This window comes from Paenibacillus sp. NPDC058071 (assembly GCF_042885235.1).
Classification (GTDB): Bacteria; Bacillota; Bacilli; order Paenibacillales; family Paenibacillaceae; genus Pristimantibacillus.
Genome location: NZ_JBHVSK010000012.1, coordinates 134,973 through 158,260, shown reverse-complemented (window position 1 = coordinate 158,260; position 23,288 = coordinate 134,973). Strand labels below are relative to the sequence as shown.

The window sequence follows — 23,288 nt, the reverse complement described above, 5'->3', positions numbered from 1 at the left end:
ATTGGTTACATGACCCCACATCTGTGTGAAAAACGTTACTACGAGCAGCACCAGGTTGCATAATGAGCGTGTCTACTTTCTTGACAGAGGTACAAAGTGGTCCGAAGCAGCACCTGTAAGCCGGAAAACCGTCTTACAGAATGAAAAACGGGCTGAAGTAGCGCCTGTAAGCCGGAAAACCATCTTACAGAGCGGAAAGCTGGCTGATATAGCACCTGTAAGGCTCCAAAGCGCCTTACAGAGTGGAAAGTGAGCCGAAGCAGTCTCTGTAAGGCTCGAAAGCGCCTTACAGAGTGGAAAGTGGTCCGAAGCAGCACCTGTAAGCCGGAAAACCGTCTTACAGAATGAAAAACGGGCTGAAGCAGCACCTGTAAGCCGGAAAACCGTCTTACAGAATGAAAAACGGGCTGAAGTAGCGCCTGTAAGCCGGAAAACCGTCTTACAGAGCGGAAAGCTGGCTGAAATAGCACCTGTAAGCCGGAAAACCGTCTTACAGACAGGAACGTAAGCCGACAGAACGAGACTCTTTGATCAGAGGCAGCCAAAGTTTTCAAGGAAAACTTGGTTTGCAGGGGCTCAGCTAGTACAATGAAAGAAACTGGAATAGCGTATTGGAAATGGATTGTACACTAGAATTGGATATATGCTTCCAGCTACCAACTATTGAATAGGGGTAGTGACTTCGGATATTGGAGGAGATTGGGCAATGACAGCAACTGGTCAACAATTAACGGTATTTATCGGCTCTTACGCGGAAGTGTCTGCAAGTGGAGTATATATGTTTGCATTTGACGAAAAAGAAGGAACGCTTAAGCTGCTGGACGAAGCTAGCGGCATGCGTAATCCGACCTATTTGAACGTGGACGCGGCGAACCGCCGTTTGTACGCGATTGCGGAAGGTGTGACGGAGGACGGAGCGAAGGGTGGCGATGCCGTCGCTTTCGCGATTGAAACAGAGGGTGACAAGCCGAGCCTTCGCCAGCTTAACCGGGCGCTAGCCATCACGGCTCCTTCGTGCCATATTCAACGCGATGCGGATAGCAAGTTTTTGATGCTGGCGAGCTACCATGGCGGCAGAGTGAGCCTTGCCTCGCTGGAAGAGAACGGCGAAGTCGGCCAATTGCTTGATATTGTGCAGCATGAAGGAGAAGCTCCTCATCCGCACAGCTTATTCTTCAGCCCGGATCGGCAGTTTGTTTTCGTTCCGGATCTGGGTATCGACCGTATTCGATCGTATCGGTTGGATAAAGAGCTCGGCAAACTTGTGTTCCACGGTGAGACGTCTGTGCCTGACGGCGCTGGCCCGCGACATCTCGTTTTCCATCCGAACGGCCACTTCGTTTATGTCATTAATGAACTGAATTCGACGGTCGCCGTTTTCCGCTATGAGGCAGACGGAAGCCTACAGTCGGTTCAGACGATTACAACGCTTCCTTCGGACTTTGAGGGATCGAATAGCTGCGCCGAAATTACGATGTCGGAAGACGGCCGTTTTGTATATGGCTCAAATCGCGGACACGACAGCATTGTCGTATACGCCGCCGATTCCGAATCCGGTAAATTGGAGCTAATCGGCCACGTGTCGACGGAAGGCAAGCATCCGCGTCATTTTGCGATACTGCCGGGCGGACGGTATTTGATCGCTGCGAACAAAGATACTAACAATCTGGCAGTCTTTAAATTGGAAGACAACGGCTTGCCAGTCTATACGGGTTACTCCGTTGAATTGCCGCAGCCTGTTTGCGTGCAGGCTGCCTATTTCTAGAGGAGGGCGCTGCTAATTACGTAGGATTGGCCTCACAAAAGGCAGCGCGCTGCTTAGAGGATGCTCATTTGGGTACGGATGTGAGGTAGATACTAGTCCCGCCATACGTGCCGTAACATACATGAATGATCTGTTTTGGCTGTTTTGGGCTCACTATTTTTAGTTTTTGATGAGCATAAGACAGGTGTTCTATGCTCAGTCGAGCCTGAACCCAACTAGATCAGCGTGAGCCGTTCGACGGTTCGCCGGAGCTCATACGGGAAGATATTTTTCGATTGACCGACTATCACTCATCGAGACCTTTAGGGGAGAGTAGGTCGACGATGACAACGAGAGTGAAAGGCGTCCGATTTAGAGACATATGTACAGAATTTATCTATTTGATCGGTTTTTCAGCTAGACAACCTATAATTATCCATATAAAACATAAAGGGGATAACAACTTGAAACTTAATTTAGGCTGCGGCCGTGACATTAAACCGGGATTCGTAAATTTGGACTATATGCCGTTACCGGGCGTCGATGTTGTCGCCGATCTGGAGCGCTGTAAGGATACTAAGCTACCGTTTGAAAATAACACGTTTGATGATATTCTAGCGTCACATCTGGTAGAACACATCACGAATATATTGCCACTGATGGAAGAGTTGCACCGTATTGCGAAACCCGACGGGCTGCTAATGGTAAAGATTCCGTACGGATCGACTGACGATGCATTCACCGATCCTACGCACGTACGGCAATATTTCCGGGGCTCCTTTGGTTACTTCTCGCAGCCGTTTTACTGGCGTGCAGACTATGGATATCGTGGGGATTGGAAGCCGATACGCATTGAGCTGCATTTGTTTGACCACTTTAAGGAGATGCCATACGATGAACAAATGCTGGCGGTAGACACGTACCGAAACGTTGTTCGGGAGATGGTTGTGTATATGCAAGCAGTCAAGCCGATCCGGGAACCGCTTGCCAATTTACAGATAAAGCCGGAGATTGTATTCGTATGATGATCGTTGTCTATCTTGTGAGGGGGCCACTGCTTGGCCGCCTTCATTGTATTGAAGAAAGTAGAAATGGTACTCAAACGGACGGCCAGAGTTCATGCGACTGAAAGCAGCCTTTGTAGGTTTGTCCAATTCGGCCGGTCTGTTACTACAGATAAAGGATTTTCTTAATTAATTTATGGATCTGCCGCCGACAAATATAATACATAGTACTACGTATTATAGGATAGGTGCAGGCGAATGCATAAATATTGGACACGTAATGAGTCATATAAAAGTAACATGTTAATATAGGACTTGAAGTCCTCGCAGGCGCTGTGTGCCCAAGTAAAGGAAAGCTTGCTGTACGATAATGTTTTGCTCTATCTCGGCTAAATGGGCCGTTGTATTTAAATAAAATGTTCCGAACCTACTATGAAGAGCAGAAACAACAAATGATGCTTGATATGTTACGAGCTAGCGGACAGGTCGCGGTCAGCTCGGCGATCCTAACGTGCGTGAAAAGTGAGAAGATAAGAAGCTAAAAACTTGTAACAGTTGAGCTGGTTGCAGTAAAGTCAGCGTTACGATCCTTTAGGCGTAACCGTACCCGCGCTGATCGCCAGACTATTCGGGAGGACGCCGTTATTCGGTCTGGAGGGAGCCAAGCCGGTTTACCGAAGAGGCTGCGAGTGCGAGTTGTCTAGGTTGGAAAGCAGGATTCATGTGTGTTTCATAATAGGACAAGCGATCTGAAAGGAGCAGAGAGAATGACTGCAATGCCGAAAGAGCTAGGCCGTACGATAGCTTCTGCATTCGGAGAGAGCGGCGTCCTATGGCTTGCTTCGTTTGATCAGCTGCTGTGAGATTGCGAGCAAAAATGGAGCTTGCGGGTGCAACTGCCCTCTCCCTTTGGACTATCTTATAATTTCGTCGCTCCCGCTGTCATGGAGGACGGCACGGAAGCGGTGCTTAAGCTGAGTGTTCCTGGCCGCGAAAACCGTCTGGAACATGCGGCTCTGCAGGCCTTTTCTGGGCGGGGCGGTGTGAAGGTGCTTGAGGCGGACCTCGGGACAGGCGCGCTGCTGCTGGAGCGTGTGGCACCGGGCCGCATGCTCGCGGACGCGGTGCGGGATGACGATGAAGCGACGGTTGCGGCTGCACGGCTAATGCTGCGGACGGAAGCGGCTGCTCCAGCAGGCAATGAGGCTGGGGACGGAGAAACATTCCCGTCTGTCGCTGAATGGGCCGCGGGACTGCGTAAAGTGCGCCTCCGGTTTGACGGCGGGACGGGACCTCTATCTGAACGCATGGTGCGTCGAGCCGAAGAGACGTTCGAAAGACTGCTTGCCGTAGACGCAACCGCAGGTACAGGCGCAAGTGGAGACGCAGGCATAAGCACAACCACAACCACAACCACAAGTCCGCGTAAGCAACTGCTTCTGCACGGCGATCTTCATCATTATAATATCCTGTCCGCACCGGAGTCGGAGGGCGGCTGGATTGCGATCGATCCGAAGGGAGTCATCGGGGAGGCGGAATACGGCACGATTCCACTGCTGCTTAACAAACTGCCGGAGCATCCGGGCCAGCAGCGGGACGTGCTTCGCCGGCGCGTCGAGCTGCTTTGCTCGGAGCTGTCCTTGGATCGAACCCGTTTATTGGAGTGGGGCTTCAGCCATTCCGTTCTATCGGCGTGGTGGTGCTTAGAAGACGGTGTCGGCGATCCCTTAAGAACGATGGAGCAGGCCAAAAGATTCGAAGAGCTGTTAGCCGAGTAAGTCGGCTGGCAGCTTTTTTCATGCTCGAGTCCCACCATTTCACATGTGTATGTGCACATTTCAGTACGGTCCCAAAGACCGGTCCCGGGACTGAATCGGTTGTCCTTATTCTCTGAGAGCGCATTAGAATTCCTACATGCGTCCTACCCCTTTTACCGTAAATTTGCATTCCCCGCTGTTGGAGCAGTAGAAAACCACTCTGCAAACGTTTACCTGTCAAAATAACTGCCAATTCACTTCTAATTTACCGCTAAACAAGCAAATCCCCGGCTTTCCAAGTATGGCAATCGGACAAGAAGGGGGTCGGACCGCCCTTGCGTATCCCCCATTAATAGGTCATCTGGCAGTCTATTTGGGAGCATTGTCAATTCTTGCGTTCAACCCCCTCTTATCCTCCATCGGGAACGAATTCCTGAAATTGGGCCTCCATATGGCAAAAGTCCCTGCGTTTGGATACTGCTTTTTCTCTCCTCAATGTCTCCCGTTCACCCCATATATCGTGAAAAACCCCCGCTGGAACAAGGGAAGCCGCCGTTCGCCGTCTTTTCCCGTCTTTGCTCCAATAGGCGTATATGTAACCATTCCAGTTATAGTCTGTAAAAGCCGATATTACCGAGTTAATTTCTTAATAATGATCGGAAAATGAATAAAATGAACATTTATTTTTTAGTTTTTTCATAAAACGTTAGGAAAAAATGCGTATGCATCATAAACAAAATGATAGCAGACGACTAATTGAAAATATTACCTTATCCCCTCATTGCCTCCTGAACGATTGTGACATAATCAAAACGAATAAGGCGTCTTGCTGGAGAAGGGTGGAGGTTATTGTCGTTTTGACCAATCAATTGGACCTAAAGCAGCTTTTGGCGCTCATTCGCAAAAAGCTTTGGATCGTCATTCTCGTTGCAGTGATCGGAACGGCCGGGGCAGGGAGTTACAGCCTATGGGTCGCTAAGCCGGTTTATGAGGCCTACACGAAGCTGATCGTCAATTCAACGCTCGGCAACGCGGGGGCGATCAAGCTCGATCTTAACATGATCAATACAAATCTCAGCTTGATCAATACGTACAAGGAGATCATCCGGACCCCTTCCATTATGGATTTGGTCGTGGAGAAAAATCCTGAGCTTGGTTTGACGACCGAACAGCTGATGCGCAACATCCGGTTTAGTTCGGTAAACGGAACGCAGGTCGTGACGGTGTCCTACCTCGATACGGATTACAAGCGGGCGGCGAAAGTCGTGAACAGCGTATCTTTCGTTTTCCAACAGCAGATCCCGCTCATTATGAAAGTCGACAATGTTTATATTTTGCACACGGCCGACACGAACAAGCAGCCCTCGCCGGTGAAACCGGAGACGAAGGTGAATATCGCAATTGGCGCGGTCGTTTCACTTATGTTCGGCATTATGCTCGTCTTGCTGCTGGAGTTCTTCGATGACCGAATCCGGACAGAGGAGGCGGTGAACCGCTATCTCGGTCTACCGGCGCTCGCGGTCATTCCGGCGATCAAACCGAACGACTACAACTCGAAGACGCCGACTATGGCTGCGGGGACTGGCAACGCCTTTTCTTCAGGAGAGGCAAAGGGGGAGAAAGCGAATGGCTAAGCGCCAGCAACGCGAGCATCGGCGCATCATTACGGACGTTAATCCAATGTCGCCGATTTCGGAAGCATATCGTACGCTCCGGACGAATTTGCAATATGCCGGCGCCGATCGTGAATTGCAGGTGCTGATGGTGACATCGGCAAGTCCGAAGGAGGGCAAGTCGACGACGATCTTGAATCTGGCGGCGGCTTACGCCCAGTCGGAACGTAAAGTGATTTTGGTCGATGCGGATCTGCGCAAGCCGACCGCTCATTATACATTCGGGCTCAGCAATCGAAGCGGACTGTCGCATCTGCTGTCTGGACAGACGCAGCTAGACGGTCTCGTTCAACCGAGCGGTATCCCGGGGCTGGACGTGTTGACCGCAGGGCCGCTTCCTCCCAATCCTTCAGAGCTGCTCGGCTCGGCTCGCATGGACAGCCTGCTTGGGAAGCTGAGAGAGCAGTACGATATTGTGCTGATCGATACGCCGCCGGTGCTGGCGGTCAGCGACGCGCAAGTCGCCGCCGCCGGATGCGACGGCGTGCTGCTCGTCGTTAATGCCCGCACAGGCAAACGGCAGTATGCGCTAAAGGCGAGAAACGCGCTGGAGTTTGTGAAGGCAAAAGTGGTCGGTGTCGTGCTGAATGAGATGCCGCAGCGAGATGCCGGCCCCTATTACGAATATGCGGAGCGTTAAGGCCTATTCGGACTATATTACAGCTCCAAGGAATCACAATCATTCTGGTCATTCCGATCTTTCGGAAAGACCGGGGCTGGAAGAAGAAACCGTCTATCGTCGGCTCTATCCAACCGCATAGCGTATTTCACGCAATGACGGTTGAATGGATAAAGGCTGTGCCGCCGCAACTATTGAGGCGTGTGCGCATGGCACACAAGACCAAGGAGTGTCCGGCGCCATAATGCGCGCCGAGAGAGTCGCGTGAAAAAAGAGGAGGAGAAAAGACATGCGAGTTGCCTATCGGACAAAAGTCATTATTGCTTGGGATTTAGCCGCAATCGGAATCAGTTTGGCGGCAGCCTATGCGCTTGAGCCGTCGAAAGCAGACGGTGCGGCAGCATGGACCGGCGGCGCTGCATTATGGCTGACCTATGCAGCACTGTCAATGGCCATCGGTTTCTGGAGCTTTATAAGGCAGCGAATGCATCGCCGAATATGGCAATACACGGGGATATCTGAAATGATCTGCATTTTGCAGTCGGCCGCATTGGCGGCCATACTGCCTTTTGCCGCGGCATGGATCGTAAGCGGAGAGGCCGGCGTACTGTTGATGCTGCATCATTTTATCGGCATCGTGGCACTGATGGCTGGACCGCGATTTGTATGGCGGGCGTTCTGCGACAACTACAGCGTGAAGAAGCAGCCGTCTAAGAAGCGGGCGCTGATCGTAGGAGCAGGAAGCTGCGGAACGCTTATTGCGAAAGAAATGCAGCAGAACGATTCGATGAATATAACGGCGGTCGGATTTATTGATGACGATCCATACAAACACCGGATGCAACAGCTCGGACTGCCGGTTTTTGGCGGCCGCGGAGAGATCGCATGCGTAGCGGAAACGCAGCGCGTCGACGAAATTATTATCGCAATGCCGTCGGTATCCAAAACGCAAATATCGGCGCTAGTCAATGTGTGCAAGACGACGAAAGCAAAGCTTCGGATCGTGCCCGATTTGCAAAATATGATCGATGGCCGCGGGCCGACAGGCCGGATGCGGGATGTCAGCGTTGAGGATTTGCTTGGCCGCGATCCGATTCGCACGGATCTGGAGCATATCGCCGGCTACGTCGAGCGGAAAACGGTGCTCATTACCGGCGCCGGGGGGTCGATCGGTTCGGAGCTTTGCCGCCAGATCGCGCCGTTTGCGCCAAACAAGCTGCTGCTTCTAGGCCATGGCGAGAACAGCATTTATACGATCGAGATGGAGCTGAGAGCCACGTTCCCGGACTTGGCGATTGAGACAATTATCGCTGACGTGCAGGATCGGATAAGGCTTGAGGGTGTATTCGCCCGTTACCGGCCGCAGGTCGTCTTTCATGCGGCGGCGCACAAGCATGTGCCGCTTATGGAGCGCAACCCGGCGGAAGCGATCAAAAACAATGTGTTCGGCACGAAAAACGTAGCCGAATGCGCCGATCAGTACAAAGCCGAGCGGTTTGTTCTGATTTCGACGGACAAAGCGGTTAACCCGACAAGCGTTATGGGTACGACCAAGCGGATTGCCGAAATGTTCATTCAAAGCTTGGACAAGCATAGCGAGACAAAATTCGTAGCCGTTCGGTTCGGTAACGTGCTCGGCAGCCGGGGCAGCGTAATCCCGCGGTTCAAGGATCAAATTTTGCGCGGCGGCCCGGTCACGGTTACCCACCCCGAGATGGTTCGTTACTTCATGACGATTCCGGAAGCCGTCCAACTCGTTATTCAAGCCGGATCGTTCGCCAAGGGCGGCGAAGTGTTCATACTCGATATGGGCAAGCCGGTCAAAATCTACGATTTGGCTGTCGATCTGATTCGTCTGTCGGGTTACGAACCGAATGTCGACATCGACATTACGTTCTCCGGCATGAGGGAAGGCGAGAAGCTGTACGAGGAGCTGCTCACGAACGAGGAAGGGCTGTCATCGACGAAGCATGACCGGATTTTTATCGGACGGCCGGGGCAGCTCAATCGGACGGAGCTCGACTTCGAAATTCGCAAAATGGAAAAGGTGCTCGGTCAGCATCCCGACGAGATTCGCGCCGTTTTGCGTCACTTGGTTCCATCATACCGAAATGCGGAATCGACGGCAGTCGGCTGAAGCTGAGGCTGATGTTGAGTTTGAGGATGATCGCCGCATAGATTGAATCGCTTAAATATTGAAAGACAGGGGAGAGCATAAATGAGCACAGGCGATACGGCAGGCCAGGCTGCCTCGCGGCAGCCGCAGCCGGCAGTCGCCAAGCGGCTGAGCCGGGGGGGAAGCGCCAGCTTTCTGATCAATTCGGCAGGCATGGGCCTCGCCATGCTGATGCAGGTGGCGCTTGCCCGGCTGTTGGGCGTCGACGGCTACGGCGTTTACGCTTTCGTGACTACGGTAGTTACGTTTATGACGTTTCCGACGAAGCTCGGATTCGATACCGCAATCGTCAAGCTTGCTGCCGCTTACCGCGTGAATGGCGAATGGCCGCTCATTAAAGGATTGCTGCAGCGCAGCAATCAGATCGGGCTGGCGCTTTCCATGCTGGTGGCGCTGATTGGCGGAGCAGTGATCGCTTGGAAAGGGACGGGCGGCGACGTATCCAAGGCGATCTGTTATGGCGTAGGCTTCGCGTCCATTCCTTTATTGACGCTGGCGACGCTTCGGCAGAGCGCTTTGCAAGCGATGAAGGACGTGCTGTACGCGCAAATGCCTGAGAAAATACTGCGCCCGGTATTGACGATCGCCTTCGTTGCCGGAGCCGTTGCGCTCGGCGCTCAAGCCAGCGCTGGACTGGCAATGATCTGCTTCGTCGTAGCCGTCATCGCTTCTTACGTAGTGGGGGCGGTCGTGCTGAAAAAGCGAATCGGCGCTCACATTGCCAACATCGACCCGGAATACGAGACGCGCAGCTGGCTCAAGCTATCCGGCTCGCTGATGGCCAATGCCGGCGTTTATCTCATTTTGGGCCAGCTCAACGTACTGATGATCGGCTTGCTACAAGGAGAAACGGCATCCGGCATCTTCTCGGTCGCGGTCCGATTGGCGACGTTGGTCGCTTTCATGCTGACAGCGGTCAATATGACGGCTTCACCGTTGATCTCGGAAACGTATGCGAAAGGCGATATGAAGCTGCTTCAGCAGGTTTGCACCTCGACGGGCAGAGTCGGCTTTTACTTCGCAGCAGTCGTCGGTTTGTTCTTCGTCCTATTCGGCCGCTGGACGCTGGGGCTGTTCGGAACCGAGTTTGTCGCGGCGTATCCGGCTATGCTCATTCTCGTATTCGGGCAAGTGTTTAACGCCTATTGCGGACAGAACGGCATCGTGGCGACGATGACTGGCGGTCAAAACGCTTTGACGAAAATATTGATTGTCGCAGCTATCGTCAATGCCGTCTTGAACGTTCTGCTGATCCCGACGATCGGAATGGCGGGCGGAGCCGTCGCGGCTACCGCTTCCATGATGGTGTGGAATATCGGCGCCGTCCTGCTGGTGCGGCGGAAGCCGGGCGTACAGACGCTGGCATGGGGTCCGGCGTTAAAAGCAAAGGAGGAGATCGAATGAAACGGGAGCTGCACCCGCAGTCGTTAAAAGGAGAAAATCGGTCGTCTTCTCTGCCTCCGGGCACGGCTCCGAAGATTAAAGTGCTTCACATTGTAGGAAAAATGCATCCGGGCGGGATTGAAACACTGCTCATGAACATTTACCGCCATATTGACCGTGAAAGGTATGAATTCCATTTTGCAGTCCAGTCGCCTGAGCCGGCTTTTTATGACGATGAAATCCGTTCCCTCGGAGGAACGATTATCGTCCAGCCGCCTCCGAAAAACGGGCTTAGCGCCTTTCGCAAGCAACTGCTCGCCAATATGAATGAACATGGGCCATACGCGGCGGTCCATAGCCATGTATTCGGCTTCAGCGGCTATGTGCTCGGCTTGGCGAAAAAACTGGGCGTGCCGGTTCGCATCGGTCACAGCCATAACACGAACGACAGCCGCGGCGGATCGGTGCTTCGGGTGCTGTACCGCGGTTATATGCGAAGCTTGCTGCGCAAAAACGCGACGCATCTGCTAGGCTGCTCGCGGGCGGCTTGCGAATCGCTGTTCGGCAGCGCCTGCTGGGCGGATAATCGGGTCAGCGTGTTTCCGAACGCGATTTCGCCCGAGCCTTATGCAAAGCTGCCGCTCGACCGGTCGGAGCTTCGCCGCCAACTAGGCTTCGGCGCGGAGGATGAAGGGCCGCTAATCGGGCATATTGGCCGGTTCAGCGAACAAAAGAATCACGCGCTGCTGTTGGATACTTTCGCCGTCTACGCAGCGAAGGAGCCGAACTCGACGCTGCTGCTCGTTGGCGAAGGGCCGCTGCGGCCGTCAATGGAGCGCAGGGCGGAGCAGCTCGGCATCACACGTCAGGTCCGTTTTCTCGGTCTGCGCAAAGATATTCCCGAACTGCTCGGAGCGCTGGACGGCTTCGTGCTTCCGTCGCTTTATGAAGGGCTCGGCATCGTGCTTATTGAAGCGCAGGCTGCAGGCGTGCCTTGCCTCATTTCGGAGGAGGTGCCGCGCGAAGCCGATCTTGGACTGGGCATGATTCAGCGGCTGCCAGTAAGCGAGTCGCCGCAGCGCTGGGGTGAGGAACTGGAGGCGCTCATCCTGAGAGCCAAGCGGTCCCGAAGCGGCGAAGACGGCTCCTCGCTTCCGCTGCCTCAGCCCGACTGGCCGGCGAGGGAGGCTGCAATCGCCGAGCAGGGTTATGACATTCGGGTGAGCGCTACGAGACTGGAACAGCTGTATGCGGATTGAACTCGGACGCATCGACGCGAAAGAAGCTGCAGCGGTTGTCTATGCGGTTATGCTTGCGCTGCTGGCAAGGTGGGCATTTGCTTCAAATGAAACGATTGCGCTCATCCTGTACGGTGCCTTGCTTTTGCCGCTGTTCTGGCTGCTGCGCTGGCCCAATGCGCCGCTTGCGCTGATGGCCGCTTTCACGACGATGCTGATCGGAAAGCTGGTGTACGGAGCGACGGTCAATCCGCTGGCCGGGCCGGACGAGATTCATTACTTCGAGCAGGTTACGACCTTCTCGACGCTCTCCGAATATTTCCCGTATGCGATGGAGCATTTCAAGACGCAGTGGATGAATATCTCGGCGGTTCCGGTATTCGGCATGCTCTATATGCCTTTTTACAAATGGCTGCAGCTTGACGATCCGATGGCCGTGATCTTGCTGAACACGGTGCTGCTGCTCTTGATTGCGAACGCGGCGTACAGGCTGAACGAGGAAAAGTTCGGCTATGCGTTGCCGGGAATGATCGGAGAGACGGACGAGGCGGCGGCATCCAAGGCCAGATTGCATTTCAACGTTATCGTCGCGGTAGGGATGCTTGTCAGTCCGTCGCTGATGTACATGTCGTCGCTGTTCGCGAAAGACATCACTTGCGTGCTGCTTGGCCTGTACGGTGCGATGCTGATGCTGAAAAAAAGATGGCTGCTGTTCATCGTGGTCATGCTTTACGCGACCGGATTGCGGGATTACGCGATCACGTATACGCTCGGTTTTTACTTTCTGTATACGCAGCGGATCAGAGCAACCGCAGTCATGATGGTAGGAGCAGTGCTGCTTATTGTCTGGCAGGTTGGACCGTTGTCGGTCATTAATGCGGGCATGCTCTCGGTATTTCTCTTCATAAGCCCGAACCCGTCGAATTTACCCAACTGGGAGCCGAAGCTGATGCTTCGCACGCTGGAGGCGCTGTTTCTGGGGGTTATGCTGGCGATGTCGGTCTATCATGCCATCAAATTCAAGGAGACTCGCAAGTTTTACGCTATTGCAGGCATGCTGATTTTCACCTACGCCTGTGTACTTGTTCTCGTTGGCTATGCGACGGTGACGGGGCGGTCTCTCGATTACGGCCTTGGTACGATTGGCGACAATATGGTGCGCAAAAAACTGCCGATTCTCCCGCTAATTTATACGGTTAGCGCCTATACGCTTGTCTGGTGCCGCCACTCCTTTACGGGAAAGTATCGGAAAATTGAAAATATTTGGCCTCAATTATTAACGCAGCGAAAGATCAAACAGGTTAAGGAGGAGGGGGAGACGAATGCGCGGACGTGATAAGTTCGGAAAATTCAAGCCGGTGCTGCGAGTGGTTGAAAAAGGCTTGGCGCCGCTTCCCCGTTCGTTTCGGCTTTGGCTCTGGGCCATCAGCGATCTGCTGCCCGAAACGGGAGGAGTGGCGCTTCGTTATTGCCTGCTGCGCAGCCTGGCGAAAAGCTGCGGCGACAATGTGCTGATCGGCCGCTCGGTGGAGCTCAAATACCCGGAACGGTTAACGATCGGTTCGAACGTCAGCATTCATAAGCAATGCTACATCGACGCTTACGGAGGGCTGACGATCGCCGATGAGGTTTCAATCGCTCATCAGTCGTCGCTCGTCTCGTTTCAGCACACATGGGCCCGCGCAGAGCTGACGATTCGCGACAATCCGGTCGTCGGAGGCGCGATACGAATCGGCCGCGACGTCTGGATCGGCTGCGGCGTTCGTATCCTGGCCGGCGTTGAGATTGGGCCGCGTGCGGTGATCGCCGCAGGCGCCGTCGTGACAAAGTCCGTCGAAGGAGGGACGATCGCGGCGGGGGTTCCGGCAAAGCCGGTCAAACGGCTGGCGGGCGAAGCAAGGCTCGCTGCGGAAGGCTGAAGGAACAAGGAAAGCAGATTAGGCAGACGACTGTGGGGCGGTATCGATATAATAGCGGCCAAATCGGCCGTTAGGAGGAGTGGGAAAGGGCGGCATAACGCGGAAACATGAGCCAAATTAGCCTGTACAGAACGAAGGGAGGGCATTAGCGGGAAGACGAAGAATGGCCTTTGAACAATAACAGCCGGGCATACGCCGGATGATTGAAAGCGAGAAGCAGATAGAAAGAGGAGGGAACCAAATGAACGTAGTATGGGCGCATGATCATACCTTTTATTTTAACGAATCGGGCAAGTTTTTCTCCGGCGGCAAGCTGCCTTATGCGGTATGGGAGAGATATCTGGGCGTGTTTGACAAGCTGACGGTCGCCTGCCGTGGCAAAAAAACGCCGTTCGAGGCCGACTTGGCGGGCAAAACGCTGTCCAGCGGCCCGAACGTTGATTTTCTGGTGCTGCCTTCACTCAGCAATCCGGTTAACAAGCTGACGAAACGCGGCTATGTCGAACAGCTGTTGCGGGAGGCAATCGGCAAAGCTGATGCGGTTATCGCGAGACTGCCGAGCGAGATCGGAGCCGAAGCCGTAAGAGTGGCGCAGCTGCTCGGCAAGCCCTATGCGGTTGAAATGGTTGCCTGCGCTTGGGACGGGCTGTGGAATTACGGCAACGCGCAGGGCAAGCTTTACGCGCCGGTTGCATTGTCGAGAACGCGGGCGCTCGTGAGGAACGCATCGTATTCGCTGTATGTGACGGAGCAGTTTTTGCAGAAGAGATACCCTTGCCCGGACGGACTGACGGAATCTTGCTCGAACGTGGAAATTCCCGAAACGGAAGACGAAGTGCTGACCCGCAGGCTGGAACGCATTCAGGCTGGCTCTAAGTCGACGACGCTGACTGTCGGTCTGATCGGCTCCTTGAACGGCAGCGTCAAAGGCATCGATATTGCGCTGAAGGCGATCGCCAAAGCGAAAGGACAAATGCCGCGCATTTGGTTCAGAGTGCTCGGCGACGGTGACGCTGCGCGCTGGCAAGCGCTGGCGAATAAGCTCGGCGTCGGCAGCCTGGTCACATTCGAGGGAGTCTTGCCAAGCGGCAATGCTGTCTTCGAGTGGTTGGACGGCATTGATGTGTACGTGCAGCCGAGCTTCCAAGAAGGGCTGCCGCGGGCAACGATCGAGGCAATGAGCCGTGGGTGCCCGGTGCTTGGCTCGACAGCCGGGGGTATTCCCGAGCTGCTTCATGAGAGCTGCTTGCATCGGCCGGGACAAGTTGGCGTGCTGGCGGAGCAGCTGAAGCGGGCCGCTACCGATCGCGATTGGCTGAAAGAGCAGGCGGAACGCAATTTCGGCAAATCGCGCCAGTATACCAAGCCTCGCTTGGATGCGAAACGGCAAGCGTTCTGGCGCTCGTTCGGCGAATACGTCCGATCGGGAGGCGCCGTTCGAACAACCTATACGAAAGAAAGGGTGGAAGCGTTATGACGATTTTAGTAACCGGAGCGGCCGGTTTTATCGGCTATCACTTAAGCGAAAGACTGCTGAAGGAAGGGAAGCGCGTCGTCGGCATCGACAATTTTAACGATTACTATGACGTTGGTCTGAAGCGCGACCGCTTCGCGAAGCTGCTACCGTCTCCGTTGTTTAAAGGCGAGGAGCTGGATATCGCCGATTACGACGGGCTGCTGGCGCTGATTCGCTCGGAAGGCGTAACGGAGATCGTCCATTTGGCGGCCCAGGCGGGCGTCCGGTACAGCTTGACCAATCCTTTCGCATACTTGGAGACGAACTTGAAAGGGTTTGGCCATGTGCTGGAGGCGTCCAGGCAAGCCGGTATCCGTCATCTGATTTACGCTTCGTCCAGCTCGGTTTACGGCGCCAACGAACGGATGCCGTTCTCGGAAGCCGATGCCGTCGACCACCCTGTCAGCCTGTACGCTGCAACGAAAAAAGCGAATGAGCTGATGGCGCATACGTACAGCCACCTGTACGGCTTGCCGACGACCGGCCTTCGGTTCTTCACGGTGTACGGTCCATGGGGCCGACCGGATATGGCTTACTTCGGCTTCACGCAAAAAATAGAGAGCGGAAAACCGATCGACGTATTCAACGAAGGACGGATGCTGCGTGACTTTACGTATATAGACGACATTGTGGAGGGCATCTACCGGTTAATTGGCCATGTGCCGCAGGCGAACCCGGCATGGGATAGAGGGAATCCCGATCCGGCTAGCAGCTATGCGCCGTACCGCGTTTTCAACATCGGCAACAACAAGCCGGTGGAGCTGATGCATTTCATTCGCACGATCGAGAAGGAGCTCGGCGTCCAAGCGAATATCCAATACAAGCCGATGCAGCCGGGCGACGTTCCAGCGACTTATGCCAATATCGACGGGCTGGCCGAAGCGGTAGGATTCCGGCCGAGCACGACAATTGAGGAAGGCATCGCGAGGTTCGTCCGCTGGTACCGGGAGTATTACGGAACCGGGGACAACAAGGGAACGGACCTTGTGGCAAAGGCGGCGGGCAAATGAAGAAAGTAGCCCATATTTGCACGTCGGGCGTCAGCCACAAAATTATGGGCGACAAGCTTCGGATTCTGCAAGAAACCGGACGCTATCAAGTGACGTTCGTTTCATCGGCGGAAGGGGCCGATTCGACGGCGATGGCTGCTTACCCGTTCGAGTGGAGAATGGTGAACATGGCCCGTACGATCCGCCCAGCAGAGGATTTACGGTCAATTATCGCGATGTACCGCCTCTTTCGGAAGGAAAAATACGATATCGTGCACACGCATACGGCGAAGGCGGGCATTATCGGCAGGGTTGCGGCCAAGCTTGCGGGCGTTCCCGTCGTCGTACACACATCGCACGGACTGCCGTTCTACGAAGGCCAGCCGAAAAATGCCTATCGGCTTTACAGGCTGCTGGAAAAGATCGGCGCAAGAAGCTGCCACGCTCTCGCTTCGCAGAATGAGGAAGATGCGGGGGTGCTGAGAGAGTTGGCGCCGTGGAGGCCGGTTTATATGGAAGGCAACGGCGTTGATCTCGAACGGCTGCAGCAAAAAGCAAGACAGGTGACGCCGGAAGCGCTTGAGGGGCTGCGCCGCGAATACGGCATCGCTCCAGATAAGCCGGTGCTGCTCATGGCCGCCCGGTTCGAAACGGTCAAAGATCATAATTTGCTGCTGGAAGCATTGCATCTGCTGAAGCAAGCAGGTGAACTGCACTGGGTAACGGTGCTGGCCGGACAAGGGCCGCTGCAGGAAGCGGTCCAGCAATCCGCGGCTCGCTGCGGCATGGAGGACGATATCGCTTTCGTCGGCCAGCAGTCTTCGATTATTCCGTGGATCGTGATGGCGGATGCGGTGACGCTTACTTCCGAGAAAGAGGGCATTCCTCGATCGCTGATGGAATCAATGGCGCTTGCGAAGCCGGTTGTGGCGACCGATGTGCTGGGCACGAGGGAGCTCGTGCGGGACGAAGAGACCGGCTTGCTCGTTTCGTACCGCAATCCGGCTGAGCTGGCTGGGGCGCTGCGGCGCGTTCTCGGAGATCGAGCGTTTGGCCGCAGACTTGGAGAAGCGGGACTGCTGCGCATCGAGCGGCATTTTACGGAAGCCCGTGTGGTCGAGCGGCTTCAGCGGATATACAGCGAAACGGAACGCAGGACGGCACACCGCTCCAAGCTTTCCTCTAAGCTGAACAGTATGGCAAAAAGGCTGTTCGACTTGGCGCTAAGCGTGCCAGCCGCGCTGTTGCTGTTACCGGTAATGGCGGCTGTCGGGTTGTTTGTCCGTTTCCGGCTCGGATCGCCGGTGCTGTTCAAGCAAAGACGGCCGGGCCGTTATGGCAACCCGTTTCATGTGCTGAAATTCCGTACGATGCGGGACGCCTTTGACAGCCGCGGACAGCCGCTTTCCGATGAGGAACGGATGACGGCTGCGGGGCTGTGGTTAAGAAGGCTGAGCTTGGACGAGCTGCCGCAATTGTTTAATGTTATTCGCGGCGACATGAGCCTAGTGGGGCCAAGGCCGCTGTTGATGGAATATATGACGCTTTATTCCGAGGAGCAAGCGCGCCGCCACGACGTTCGTCCGGGAATTACCGGCTGGGCGCAAGTAAACGGGCGGAACGCTGTGTCTTGGGAAGAGAAATTTAAGCTGGACGTGGAGTATGTAGAGAAACAGTCGCTTTGGTTCGATCTACGCATTTTGGCGATGACGGTCGTGAAAGTATTGAAAAGGGACGGCATTTCGCAGCAAGGGCAAGCGACCGTCACGAAATTTACGGGCAGCCGGGAAATGGGGAATGCATCTTGACGGATTGGAACAACAACTCGCCATACCTGTATCCCGAGCCGGAAAAGCCGCCCCGCCGCCCGCTTATTGTCGTCGGCGGGGGCGGACATGGACGGGTGCTGATGGATATTGCCCGCGTATCGCCGAAATATAGGCTTGCTGCCGTGTTGGACGACCGCTACTCCAAAGTGGAGCTGCGCGGCGGCCTACCCTATGGGCCGATCGGCGAGCTGCGTAATTTTATTGCCGACGAGCCTGGCATGCATGTCGTTATCGGCATTGGCGACAATCGGACGAGGCAGCTGGTCGCTAATCGGCTGGCCCTTCCGGAATCGTATTACGCCGTGCTGATTCATCCGAACGCTGTTGTATCCCATGAAGCACGAATTGGTTTGGGAGCGGTCGTAATGGCCGGCACCGTAATCGGGCCGGGAGCTGTCGTTGGCGCTCATGCTATCGTCAATTCCGGCGCCGTCGCCGAGCATGATACCGTGATCGGGCCATTCGCGCATGTATCGCCGAATGCAACAATGGCGGGCGCGGCTGTTGCCGACGAAGGCGCTCATATCGGAAGCGGCGCGGTCGTAATTCCTGGCATACGCGTCGGCAGTTGGTCGGTGCTTGGCGCCGGCGGCGTAGCCGTTCGGGATATCGCGGCTGGCATAACGGCAGCCGGCGTGCCGGCGCGGGCGATCCGCTCGGCGCTGAGCGCAGCCGATAAACGGCGAGCTGCAGAAGGATGAAAGCTGCTGCCTGAGCCGGCTTTTTCAAGCCGGAACGGGTTTGCGGATAATGAAAAAAGGAGCTGAGAGGCGTGAACCAACGCATTCTATTATCGCCTCCGCATATCGGCCCTCTGGAGCAGGGGTATGTGGAGGAAGCATTTCGCACCAATTGGATCGCCCCGCTCGGCCCCCACGTGGATCGCTTTGAACAAGAGCTGGCGGAGCGCGTCGGCGCCCGGGGAGCGGTCGCGTTGTCATCCGGTACGGCGGCCATTCATCTGGCGCTGAGGCTGCTCAATGTCGGTCCTGGCGACCGTGTTTTTGTATCGTCGTTAACGTTTGTCGCTAGCGTGAATCCGATTCGATACGAGGGCGCCGAGCCAGTCTTTATCGATTCCGACCGGGAGACGTGGAATATGTCGCCGCAGGCGCTCGCGAGGGCGCTCGAAGACGGCAAGCGGATCGGGAGGCTGCCGAAGGCGGTCATTGTCGTTCATCTGTACGGACAAAGCGCCGACATGGATGCGATTCTTGGGCTGTGCGACGAATATGGCATTCCCGTCATCGAGGACGCGGCCGAATCGCTCGGCTCGACGTACCGAGACCGGGCAAGCGGAACGCTTGGGCAGTTCGGTATCTACTCGTTCAACGGCAATAAAATCATTACGACCTCGGGAGGCGGCATGCTGGTGTCGGACGATTTGGACGCGCTTGCCAAAGCGCGCCATTACGCGACCCAAGCCCGCGAGGCGGCTCTTCATTACGAGCATACGGAGATCGGTTACAACTACCGGTTGAGCAATATTTTAGCCGGCGTCGGCCGGGGGCAGCTCGCTTTGCTAGGGGAGAGAGTTGCGGCAAGACGAGCCGTCTTTGAACGTTACGAAAGAGCCTTCTCTTCCTGCGAAGGCGTAAGGCTGATGCCGGAGGCGGACTACGGCAGAACGAACCGCTGGTTGACCGCGCTGACGCTGGACCCGGAAGAGACCGGGGTGCGTCCGGCGGAGGTGATCGGCATGCTGGCCGAAGCGAATATCGAATCGCGTCCCGTGTGGAAGCCGATGCACCTGCAGCCGGTATTCCGCAACTACGCGTACTATCCGCACAGCGAGCAGGAAAGCGTCGGCGATCGGCTTTTTGAACAAGGCCTATGCCTGCCTTCCGGTTCGAGCTTGACCGAGGATGAACAAAATCGTGTTATCGATGCGGTGAAGGAAAGCTTGCAAGTGAAGAAACGGGCGCTTGCCTAGATCTGGGGCGGGTTGTCCGTTAGAGCGGATCGCTCACGCAATCATCACTTTTTAATATAGGAGGATGTCTCTATGAAAGTTCGTAAAGCGATTATTCCGGCGGCAGGTCTTGGAACGAGATTTTTGCCAGCCACGAAAGCCCAGCCGAAGGAAATGCTTCCGATTGTCGACAAACCGACGATTCAATACATTATCGAGGAGGCGATCGCATCCGGTATCGAAGATATTTTGATTATCAGCGGCCGGGGCAAACGGGCGATCGAGGACCATTTCGACAAAACGTTCGAGCTCGAGGACATGCTCTCCAAGAAAGGCAAAACGAAGGAACTTGATCAGATTCGCCATATTTCAGAGATGGCTAATATTCACTATATCCGGCAGAAAGAGCCGAAAGGGCTCGGCCACGCAATCTGGTGCGCGCGCAGCTTTGTTGGCAACGAGCCATTCGCGGTGCTGCTCGGCGACGACATCGTTCAGTCTGAAGTACCTTGCCTGAGCCAATTGATTCGAGTCTATGACAGGTATTCTTCGTCAGTTGTTGGCGTTCAGCGAGTCAGTGACGAGGATGTATCGAAGTACGGGATTATCGCGCCGCGAGGCTCGTCGATTGAGCCGTCGGTCTTCTTCCTTGACGGTCTGGTCGAGAAGCCGGCGCGCAAGGCGGCGCCTTCGAATTATGCGATTATGGGACGGTACGTGCTGACACCGGAAATATTCGATATTTTGGAGCATCAGGCGCCGGGCGCAGGCAATGAAATTCAGCTGACCGATGCGATCAAGAAGCTGAACGATCAGCGGAACGTACTTGCCTACAACTTCGATGGCGTCCGATACGACGTTGGCGATAAATTCGGCTTTATTAAGGCGACGCTTGATTTTGCGCTGGAGCGCGAGGATTTGCAGAAGGACGTGCTCAATTACGTGCAGTCGGTGTATGAGAAGCATTTTCCGATTCTAAACAAGGTGGCGAAGTGATATGCGGAAAATAACGGTCATTGGTACAGGGTACGTCGGTCTGGTGTCGGGCGCTTGCTTCTCGGAAATCGGCAATCGGGTGATCTGCTGTGATGTCGACCAGCGAAAAATCGATATGCTGAACCGCAACGAAATTCCAATCTACGAGCCTGGCTTGCAGGAGATGGTGGAGCGGAACAAGGAGCAGGGGCGGCTGTTGTTTACGACCGAGGTCGGCGAGGCGATTGAAGCGTCAGACATCGTCTACATCGCTGTCGGCACGCCGATGTCAGAGACGGGCGAAGCGGATATGCGGTACGTCATGTCGGCGGCTCGTATGATCGGGGAGCATTTGAACGGTCATAAAATTATCGTCAACAAAAGCACGGTGCCGGTCGGTACGGGAGAACTGGTCCGGGAAGTTGTGCAGGCGAACAAAAAATACCCTTGGATCGGCTTCGATATCGTCTCGAATCCCGAATTTTTGCGAGAAGGCTCAGCTTTGTCGGATTGCATGAACATGGACCGGGCAATTATCGGTTCCGACAATCCCGATGCTGCGAATCAGATCGCGGAGCTGCATGCGCCGTTCAAAACATCCATTTTTAAAACCGATCTGGAAAGCGCGGAAATGATCAAATATGCGGCCAATACGTTTCTTGCAACGAAAATATCGTTCATTAACGCCATCGCTAATATTTGCGAAAGGGTTGGCGCGGATGTCGGGGACGTTGCGGAAGGCATGGGCATGGACAGCCGTATTGGCGGCAAGTTCTTGCAGGCGGGCATCGGCTACGGCGGGTCCTGCTTCCCGAAAGATACGTACGCGCTCGCTCATATAGCGGACAAAGCTGGCTATGAGTTTGAGCTGTTGAAGTCGGTCATTCGTACGAATCATCGCCAGCGCTTTGTCGTAATGGACAAGTTGCGCGAGGCGCTCGGGGGCTTGGCGGGCAAACGGATTGCTGTTCTTGGGCTGGCGTTCAAGCCGGATACCGACGATATGAGGGAAGCGCCGTCGTTGTCGATCGTTCCGGAGCTGATTAAGCTGGGCGCAGAGGTGAGCGCCTACGATCCGATCGCTGCGGAAGCGGCGCGCAAGCTGCTGCCGGAAGAGGTTCAGTATGCGGACAGTGCGGAGCGGGCGACGATCGGCTGCGATGCTTGCGTTATTTTGACGGAATGGAAAGATATTGTCGGCATGGATTTGTCGACTGTCAAAGCGGGGATGAAACAGCCAGTTATGATTGATGGACGCAATTGCTTCCAGCCTTCGGAGATGGAGCGGAACGGCTTCGTATATTATTCGGTTGGACGCAGGGCGGTGAACCGAACAGAAGGAGTGACGCGGAAATCGGTCAATCTGTAGCGGATTTTAGCGGTTGGGAGAGGAGGTGAATCATTAGGCAGACCGGGCATGCCCGGTCAAGGTTCTGCAGTCTGTTTATAAGGCCGGCGGCTTGTCTTCAAAGAAGATGTTGCGGCCGGACTAGGAGAGGAAAAGGAGAGAAGGCGATGAAGAAGAAAAAGACCGTTCTTGCTATCGCGCTAACGGCCGCGTTACTACTGCCGTCCATGGCGACTAGCGCATCCGCAGCGGCCAAGCCGTCCGGCAGTCCGCTGTTTTCTGGACAAGGATCCGTTTCAGCTTCGGCCAATTCTTCGTTCGGCTCATTTAATCCGTTCGAGAATACATTCCTGGATAAAGTTTTGCAGCAGCTGAAAGCTCAAGCGGAGAAAGAGAAGAACAAGGGCAACGGAAACGGCAATGGCAATAACGGCAACAACGGCAACAACGGCAACAACGGCAACAACGGCAACAACGGCAACAACGGCAACAACGGCAACAACGGCAACAACGGCAACAACGGCAACAATGGTAACAACGGCAACAACGGCAATAACGGCAATAATGGCAACAATGGCAACAATGGCAACAATGGCAATAATGGTAACAACGGCAACAACGGTAACAACGGTAACAACGGCAATAACGGCAACAACGGCAACAACGGCAACAACGGCAATAACGGAGGTATCGACGTCGATAAAGAGACGCAAAAGATTTACAATGAGACCTCGGCCGAGTTGTTTCAATTGCGTAACGCTTGCCAAGCTGAGCTAACCGGTTACGCCGTGCAGTTTACAACGTTGACATCAACGCATGCCAAGACAGAACTGTATAAGACGGGTACTTCTGCCTTCACGAATTGCACAAACCAGTACAGTGTCGTGTTCAGCGCAGCAGGTAACAAATTGCTTGCTATCGGCGTAAGTCCAGCCATTTTGGAGCCGATGCAGACCCGTTATGAAGAAGAAATTGTAGCCGGCCGGAAACAGCTTAACGCAATCGTCGGCAAGTAGGCAACATTTCGGAACATATTCGCTGCAGGCAGCGCCGGTTATTCCGGCGCTGTTTGGCTTGAGAAGAAAGAAGTCTGTCTTCAACCTTACTCCCATCCCCAATCGGGGGCTGGTCACGCAAAGTCATCCGAAGTGACTCAAAGTGACTCAAAGTCACTCAAAGTCACTCAAAGTCACTCAAAGTCACTCA

General features: G+C 54.7%; 18 protein-coding genes and 1 pseudogene. All 19 read left to right on the top strand.

Features of this window, described 5'->3' with window-relative positions; translation table 11 throughout:
* Positions 1-706: 706 nt before the first annotated feature.
* On the top strand, positions 707-1,765 hold the full coding sequence (locus ACFVTB_RS19750; RefSeq protein ID WP_387752882.1) for a lactonase family protein: 1,059 nt from the start codon (positions 707-709) through the stop codon (positions 1,763-1,765).
* A gap of 443 nt (positions 1,766-2,208) precedes the next feature.
* Complete coding sequence (locus tag ACFVTB_RS19745) at positions 2,209-2,769, top strand: class I SAM-dependent methyltransferase (protein WP_387752879.1); 561 nt, start codon at positions 2,209-2,211, stop codon at positions 2,767-2,769.
* An 869-nt stretch (positions 2,770-3,638) separates the two neighbouring features.
* Positions 3,639-4,526, top strand: a complete 888-nt coding sequence (locus tag ACFVTB_RS19740; protein ID WP_387752876.1) for an aminoglycoside phosphotransferase family protein — start codon at positions 3,639-3,641, stop codon at positions 4,524-4,526.
* An 836-nt stretch (positions 4,527-5,362) separates the two neighbouring features.
* Complete coding sequence (locus tag ACFVTB_RS19735; RefSeq protein WP_387752874.1) at positions 5,363-6,139, top strand: YveK family protein; 777 nt, start codon at positions 5,363-5,365, stop codon at positions 6,137-6,139.
* Positions 6,132-6,818: a CpsD/CapB family tyrosine-protein kinase gene (locus ACFVTB_RS19730; protein WP_387752871.1), complete on the top strand. Its 687-nt coding sequence runs from the start codon at positions 6,132-6,134 to the stop codon at positions 6,816-6,818. The genes ACFVTB_RS19735 and ACFVTB_RS19730 overlap by 8 nt, the downstream gene beginning before the upstream one ends.
* 268 nt (positions 6,819-7,086) lie before the next feature.
* The gene (locus ACFVTB_RS19725; protein WP_387752869.1) at positions 7,087-8,934 is read left to right on the top strand and encodes a polysaccharide biosynthesis protein; all 1,848 of its coding nucleotides are present in this window, start codon (positions 7,087-7,089) and stop codon (positions 8,932-8,934) included.
* Between the two features lie 81 nt (positions 8,935-9,015).
* Positions 9,016-10,377, top strand: a complete 1,362-nt coding sequence (locus ACFVTB_RS19720) for a flippase (protein ID WP_387752866.1) — start codon at positions 9,016-9,018, stop codon at positions 10,375-10,377.
* Positions 10,374-11,615 (top strand): glycosyltransferase family 1 protein, encoded by a 1,242-nt coding sequence (locus ACFVTB_RS19715; protein WP_387752863.1) that lies wholly within the window; start codon positions 10,374-10,376, stop codon positions 11,613-11,615. Before ACFVTB_RS19720 ends, ACFVTB_RS19715 begins: the two co-directional genes overlap by 4 nt.
* A complete protein-coding gene (locus tag ACFVTB_RS19710) occupies positions 11,605-12,930 on the top strand; it encodes a hypothetical protein (RefSeq protein ID WP_387752860.1) in 1,326 nt (441 codons plus the stop codon). Before ACFVTB_RS19715 ends, ACFVTB_RS19710 begins: the two co-directional genes overlap by 11 nt.
* On the top strand, positions 12,917-13,513 hold the full coding sequence (locus ACFVTB_RS19705; protein ID WP_387752858.1) for an acyltransferase: 597 nt from the start codon (positions 12,917-12,919) through the stop codon (positions 13,511-13,513). Before ACFVTB_RS19710 ends, ACFVTB_RS19705 begins: the two co-directional genes overlap by 14 nt.
* 241 nt (positions 13,514-13,754) lie before the next feature.
* Positions 13,755-14,990: a glycosyltransferase family 4 protein gene (locus ACFVTB_RS19700; RefSeq protein WP_387752855.1), complete on the top strand. Its 1,236-nt coding sequence runs from the start codon at positions 13,755-13,757 to the stop codon at positions 14,988-14,990.
* The gene (locus ACFVTB_RS19695) at positions 14,987-16,039 is read left to right on the top strand and encodes an NAD-dependent epimerase (protein ID WP_387752852.1); all 1,053 of its coding nucleotides are present in this window, start codon (positions 14,987-14,989) and stop codon (positions 16,037-16,039) included. The genes ACFVTB_RS19700 and ACFVTB_RS19695 overlap by 4 nt, the downstream gene beginning before the upstream one ends.
* A pseudogene (locus ACFVTB_RS19690) lies at positions 16,036-17,082 on the top strand (glycosyltransferase); the annotation flags it as partial. The gene ACFVTB_RS19695 and the pseudogene ACFVTB_RS19690, both read left to right, overlap by 4 nt.
* 132 nt (positions 17,083-17,214) lie before the next feature.
* Complete coding sequence (locus ACFVTB_RS19685) at positions 17,215-17,826, top strand: sugar transferase (protein WP_387752902.1); 612 nt, start codon at positions 17,215-17,217, stop codon at positions 17,824-17,826.
* A complete protein-coding gene (locus ACFVTB_RS19680) occupies positions 17,823-18,548 on the top strand; it encodes an acetyltransferase (RefSeq protein WP_387752849.1) in 726 nt (241 codons plus the stop codon). Before ACFVTB_RS19685 ends, ACFVTB_RS19680 begins: the two co-directional genes overlap by 4 nt.
* Positions 18,549-18,619: 71 nt before the next feature.
* The gene (locus ACFVTB_RS19675) at positions 18,620-19,780 is read left to right on the top strand and encodes an aminotransferase class I/II-fold pyridoxal phosphate-dependent enzyme (RefSeq protein WP_387752846.1); all 1,161 of its coding nucleotides are present in this window, start codon (positions 18,620-18,622) and stop codon (positions 19,778-19,780) included.
* A 72-nt stretch (positions 19,781-19,852) separates the two neighbouring features.
* Positions 19,853-20,755 (top strand): UTP--glucose-1-phosphate uridylyltransferase GalU, encoded by a 903-nt coding sequence (gene galU / locus ACFVTB_RS19670; RefSeq protein ID WP_387752844.1) that lies wholly within the window; start codon positions 19,853-19,855, stop codon positions 20,753-20,755.
* 1 nt (position 20,756) lies between these two features.
* On the top strand, positions 20,757-22,103 hold the full coding sequence (tuaD, locus tag ACFVTB_RS19665) for a UDP-glucose 6-dehydrogenase TuaD (protein ID WP_387752841.1): 1,347 nt from the start codon (positions 20,757-20,759) through the stop codon (positions 22,101-22,103).
* A gap of 146 nt (positions 22,104-22,249) precedes the next feature.
* A complete protein-coding gene (locus tag ACFVTB_RS19660; protein WP_387752838.1) occupies positions 22,250-23,098 on the top strand; it encodes a hypothetical protein in 849 nt (282 codons plus the stop codon).
* Positions 23,099-23,288 lie beyond the last annotated feature (190 nt).

What these genes read in the sequence shown, in the direction of transcription:
- ACFVTB_RS19750 (WP_387752882.1), top strand. Translation starts at nt 707, where the DNA reads ATGACAGCAACTGGTCAACAATTAACGGTATTTATCGGCTCTTACGCG.
- ACFVTB_RS19730 (WP_387752871.1), top strand. Translation starts at nt 6,132, where the DNA reads ATGGCTAAGCGCCAGCAACGCGAGCATCGGCGCATCATTACGGACGTT.
- ACFVTB_RS19725 (WP_387752869.1), top strand. Translation starts at nt 7,087, where the DNA reads ATGCGAGTTGCCTATCGGACAAAAGTCATTATTGCTTGGGATTTAGCC.
- ACFVTB_RS19720 (WP_387752866.1), top strand. Translation starts at nt 9,016, where the DNA reads ATGAGCACAGGCGATACGGCAGGCCAGGCTGCCTCGCGGCAGCCGCAG.
- ACFVTB_RS19715 (WP_387752863.1), top strand. Translation starts at nt 10,374, where the DNA reads ATGAAACGGGAGCTGCACCCGCAGTCGTTAAAAGGAGAAAATCGGTCG.
- ACFVTB_RS19710 (WP_387752860.1), top strand. Translation starts at nt 11,605, where the DNA reads ATGCGGATTGAACTCGGACGCATCGACGCGAAAGAAGCTGCAGCGGTT.
- ACFVTB_RS19705 (WP_387752858.1), top strand. Translation starts at nt 12,917, where the DNA reads ATGCGCGGACGTGATAAGTTCGGAAAATTCAAGCCGGTGCTGCGAGTG.
- ACFVTB_RS19700 (WP_387752855.1), top strand. Translation starts at nt 13,755, where the DNA reads ATGAACGTAGTATGGGCGCATGATCATACCTTTTATTTTAACGAATCG.
- ACFVTB_RS19695 (WP_387752852.1), top strand. Translation starts at nt 14,987, where the DNA reads ATGACGATTTTAGTAACCGGAGCGGCCGGTTTTATCGGCTATCACTTA.
- ACFVTB_RS19685 (WP_387752902.1), top strand. Translation starts at nt 17,215, where the DNA reads ATGGCAAAAAGGCTGTTCGACTTGGCGCTAAGCGTGCCAGCCGCGCTG.
- galU (WP_387752844.1), top strand. Translation starts at nt 19,853, where the DNA reads ATGAAAGTTCGTAAAGCGATTATTCCGGCGGCAGGTCTTGGAACGAGA.
- tuaD (WP_387752841.1), top strand. Translation starts at nt 20,757, where the DNA reads ATGCGGAAAATAACGGTCATTGGTACAGGGTACGTCGGTCTGGTGTCG.
- ACFVTB_RS19660 (WP_387752838.1), top strand. Translation starts at nt 22,250, where the DNA reads ATGAAGAAGAAAAAGACCGTTCTTGCTATCGCGCTAACGGCCGCGTTA.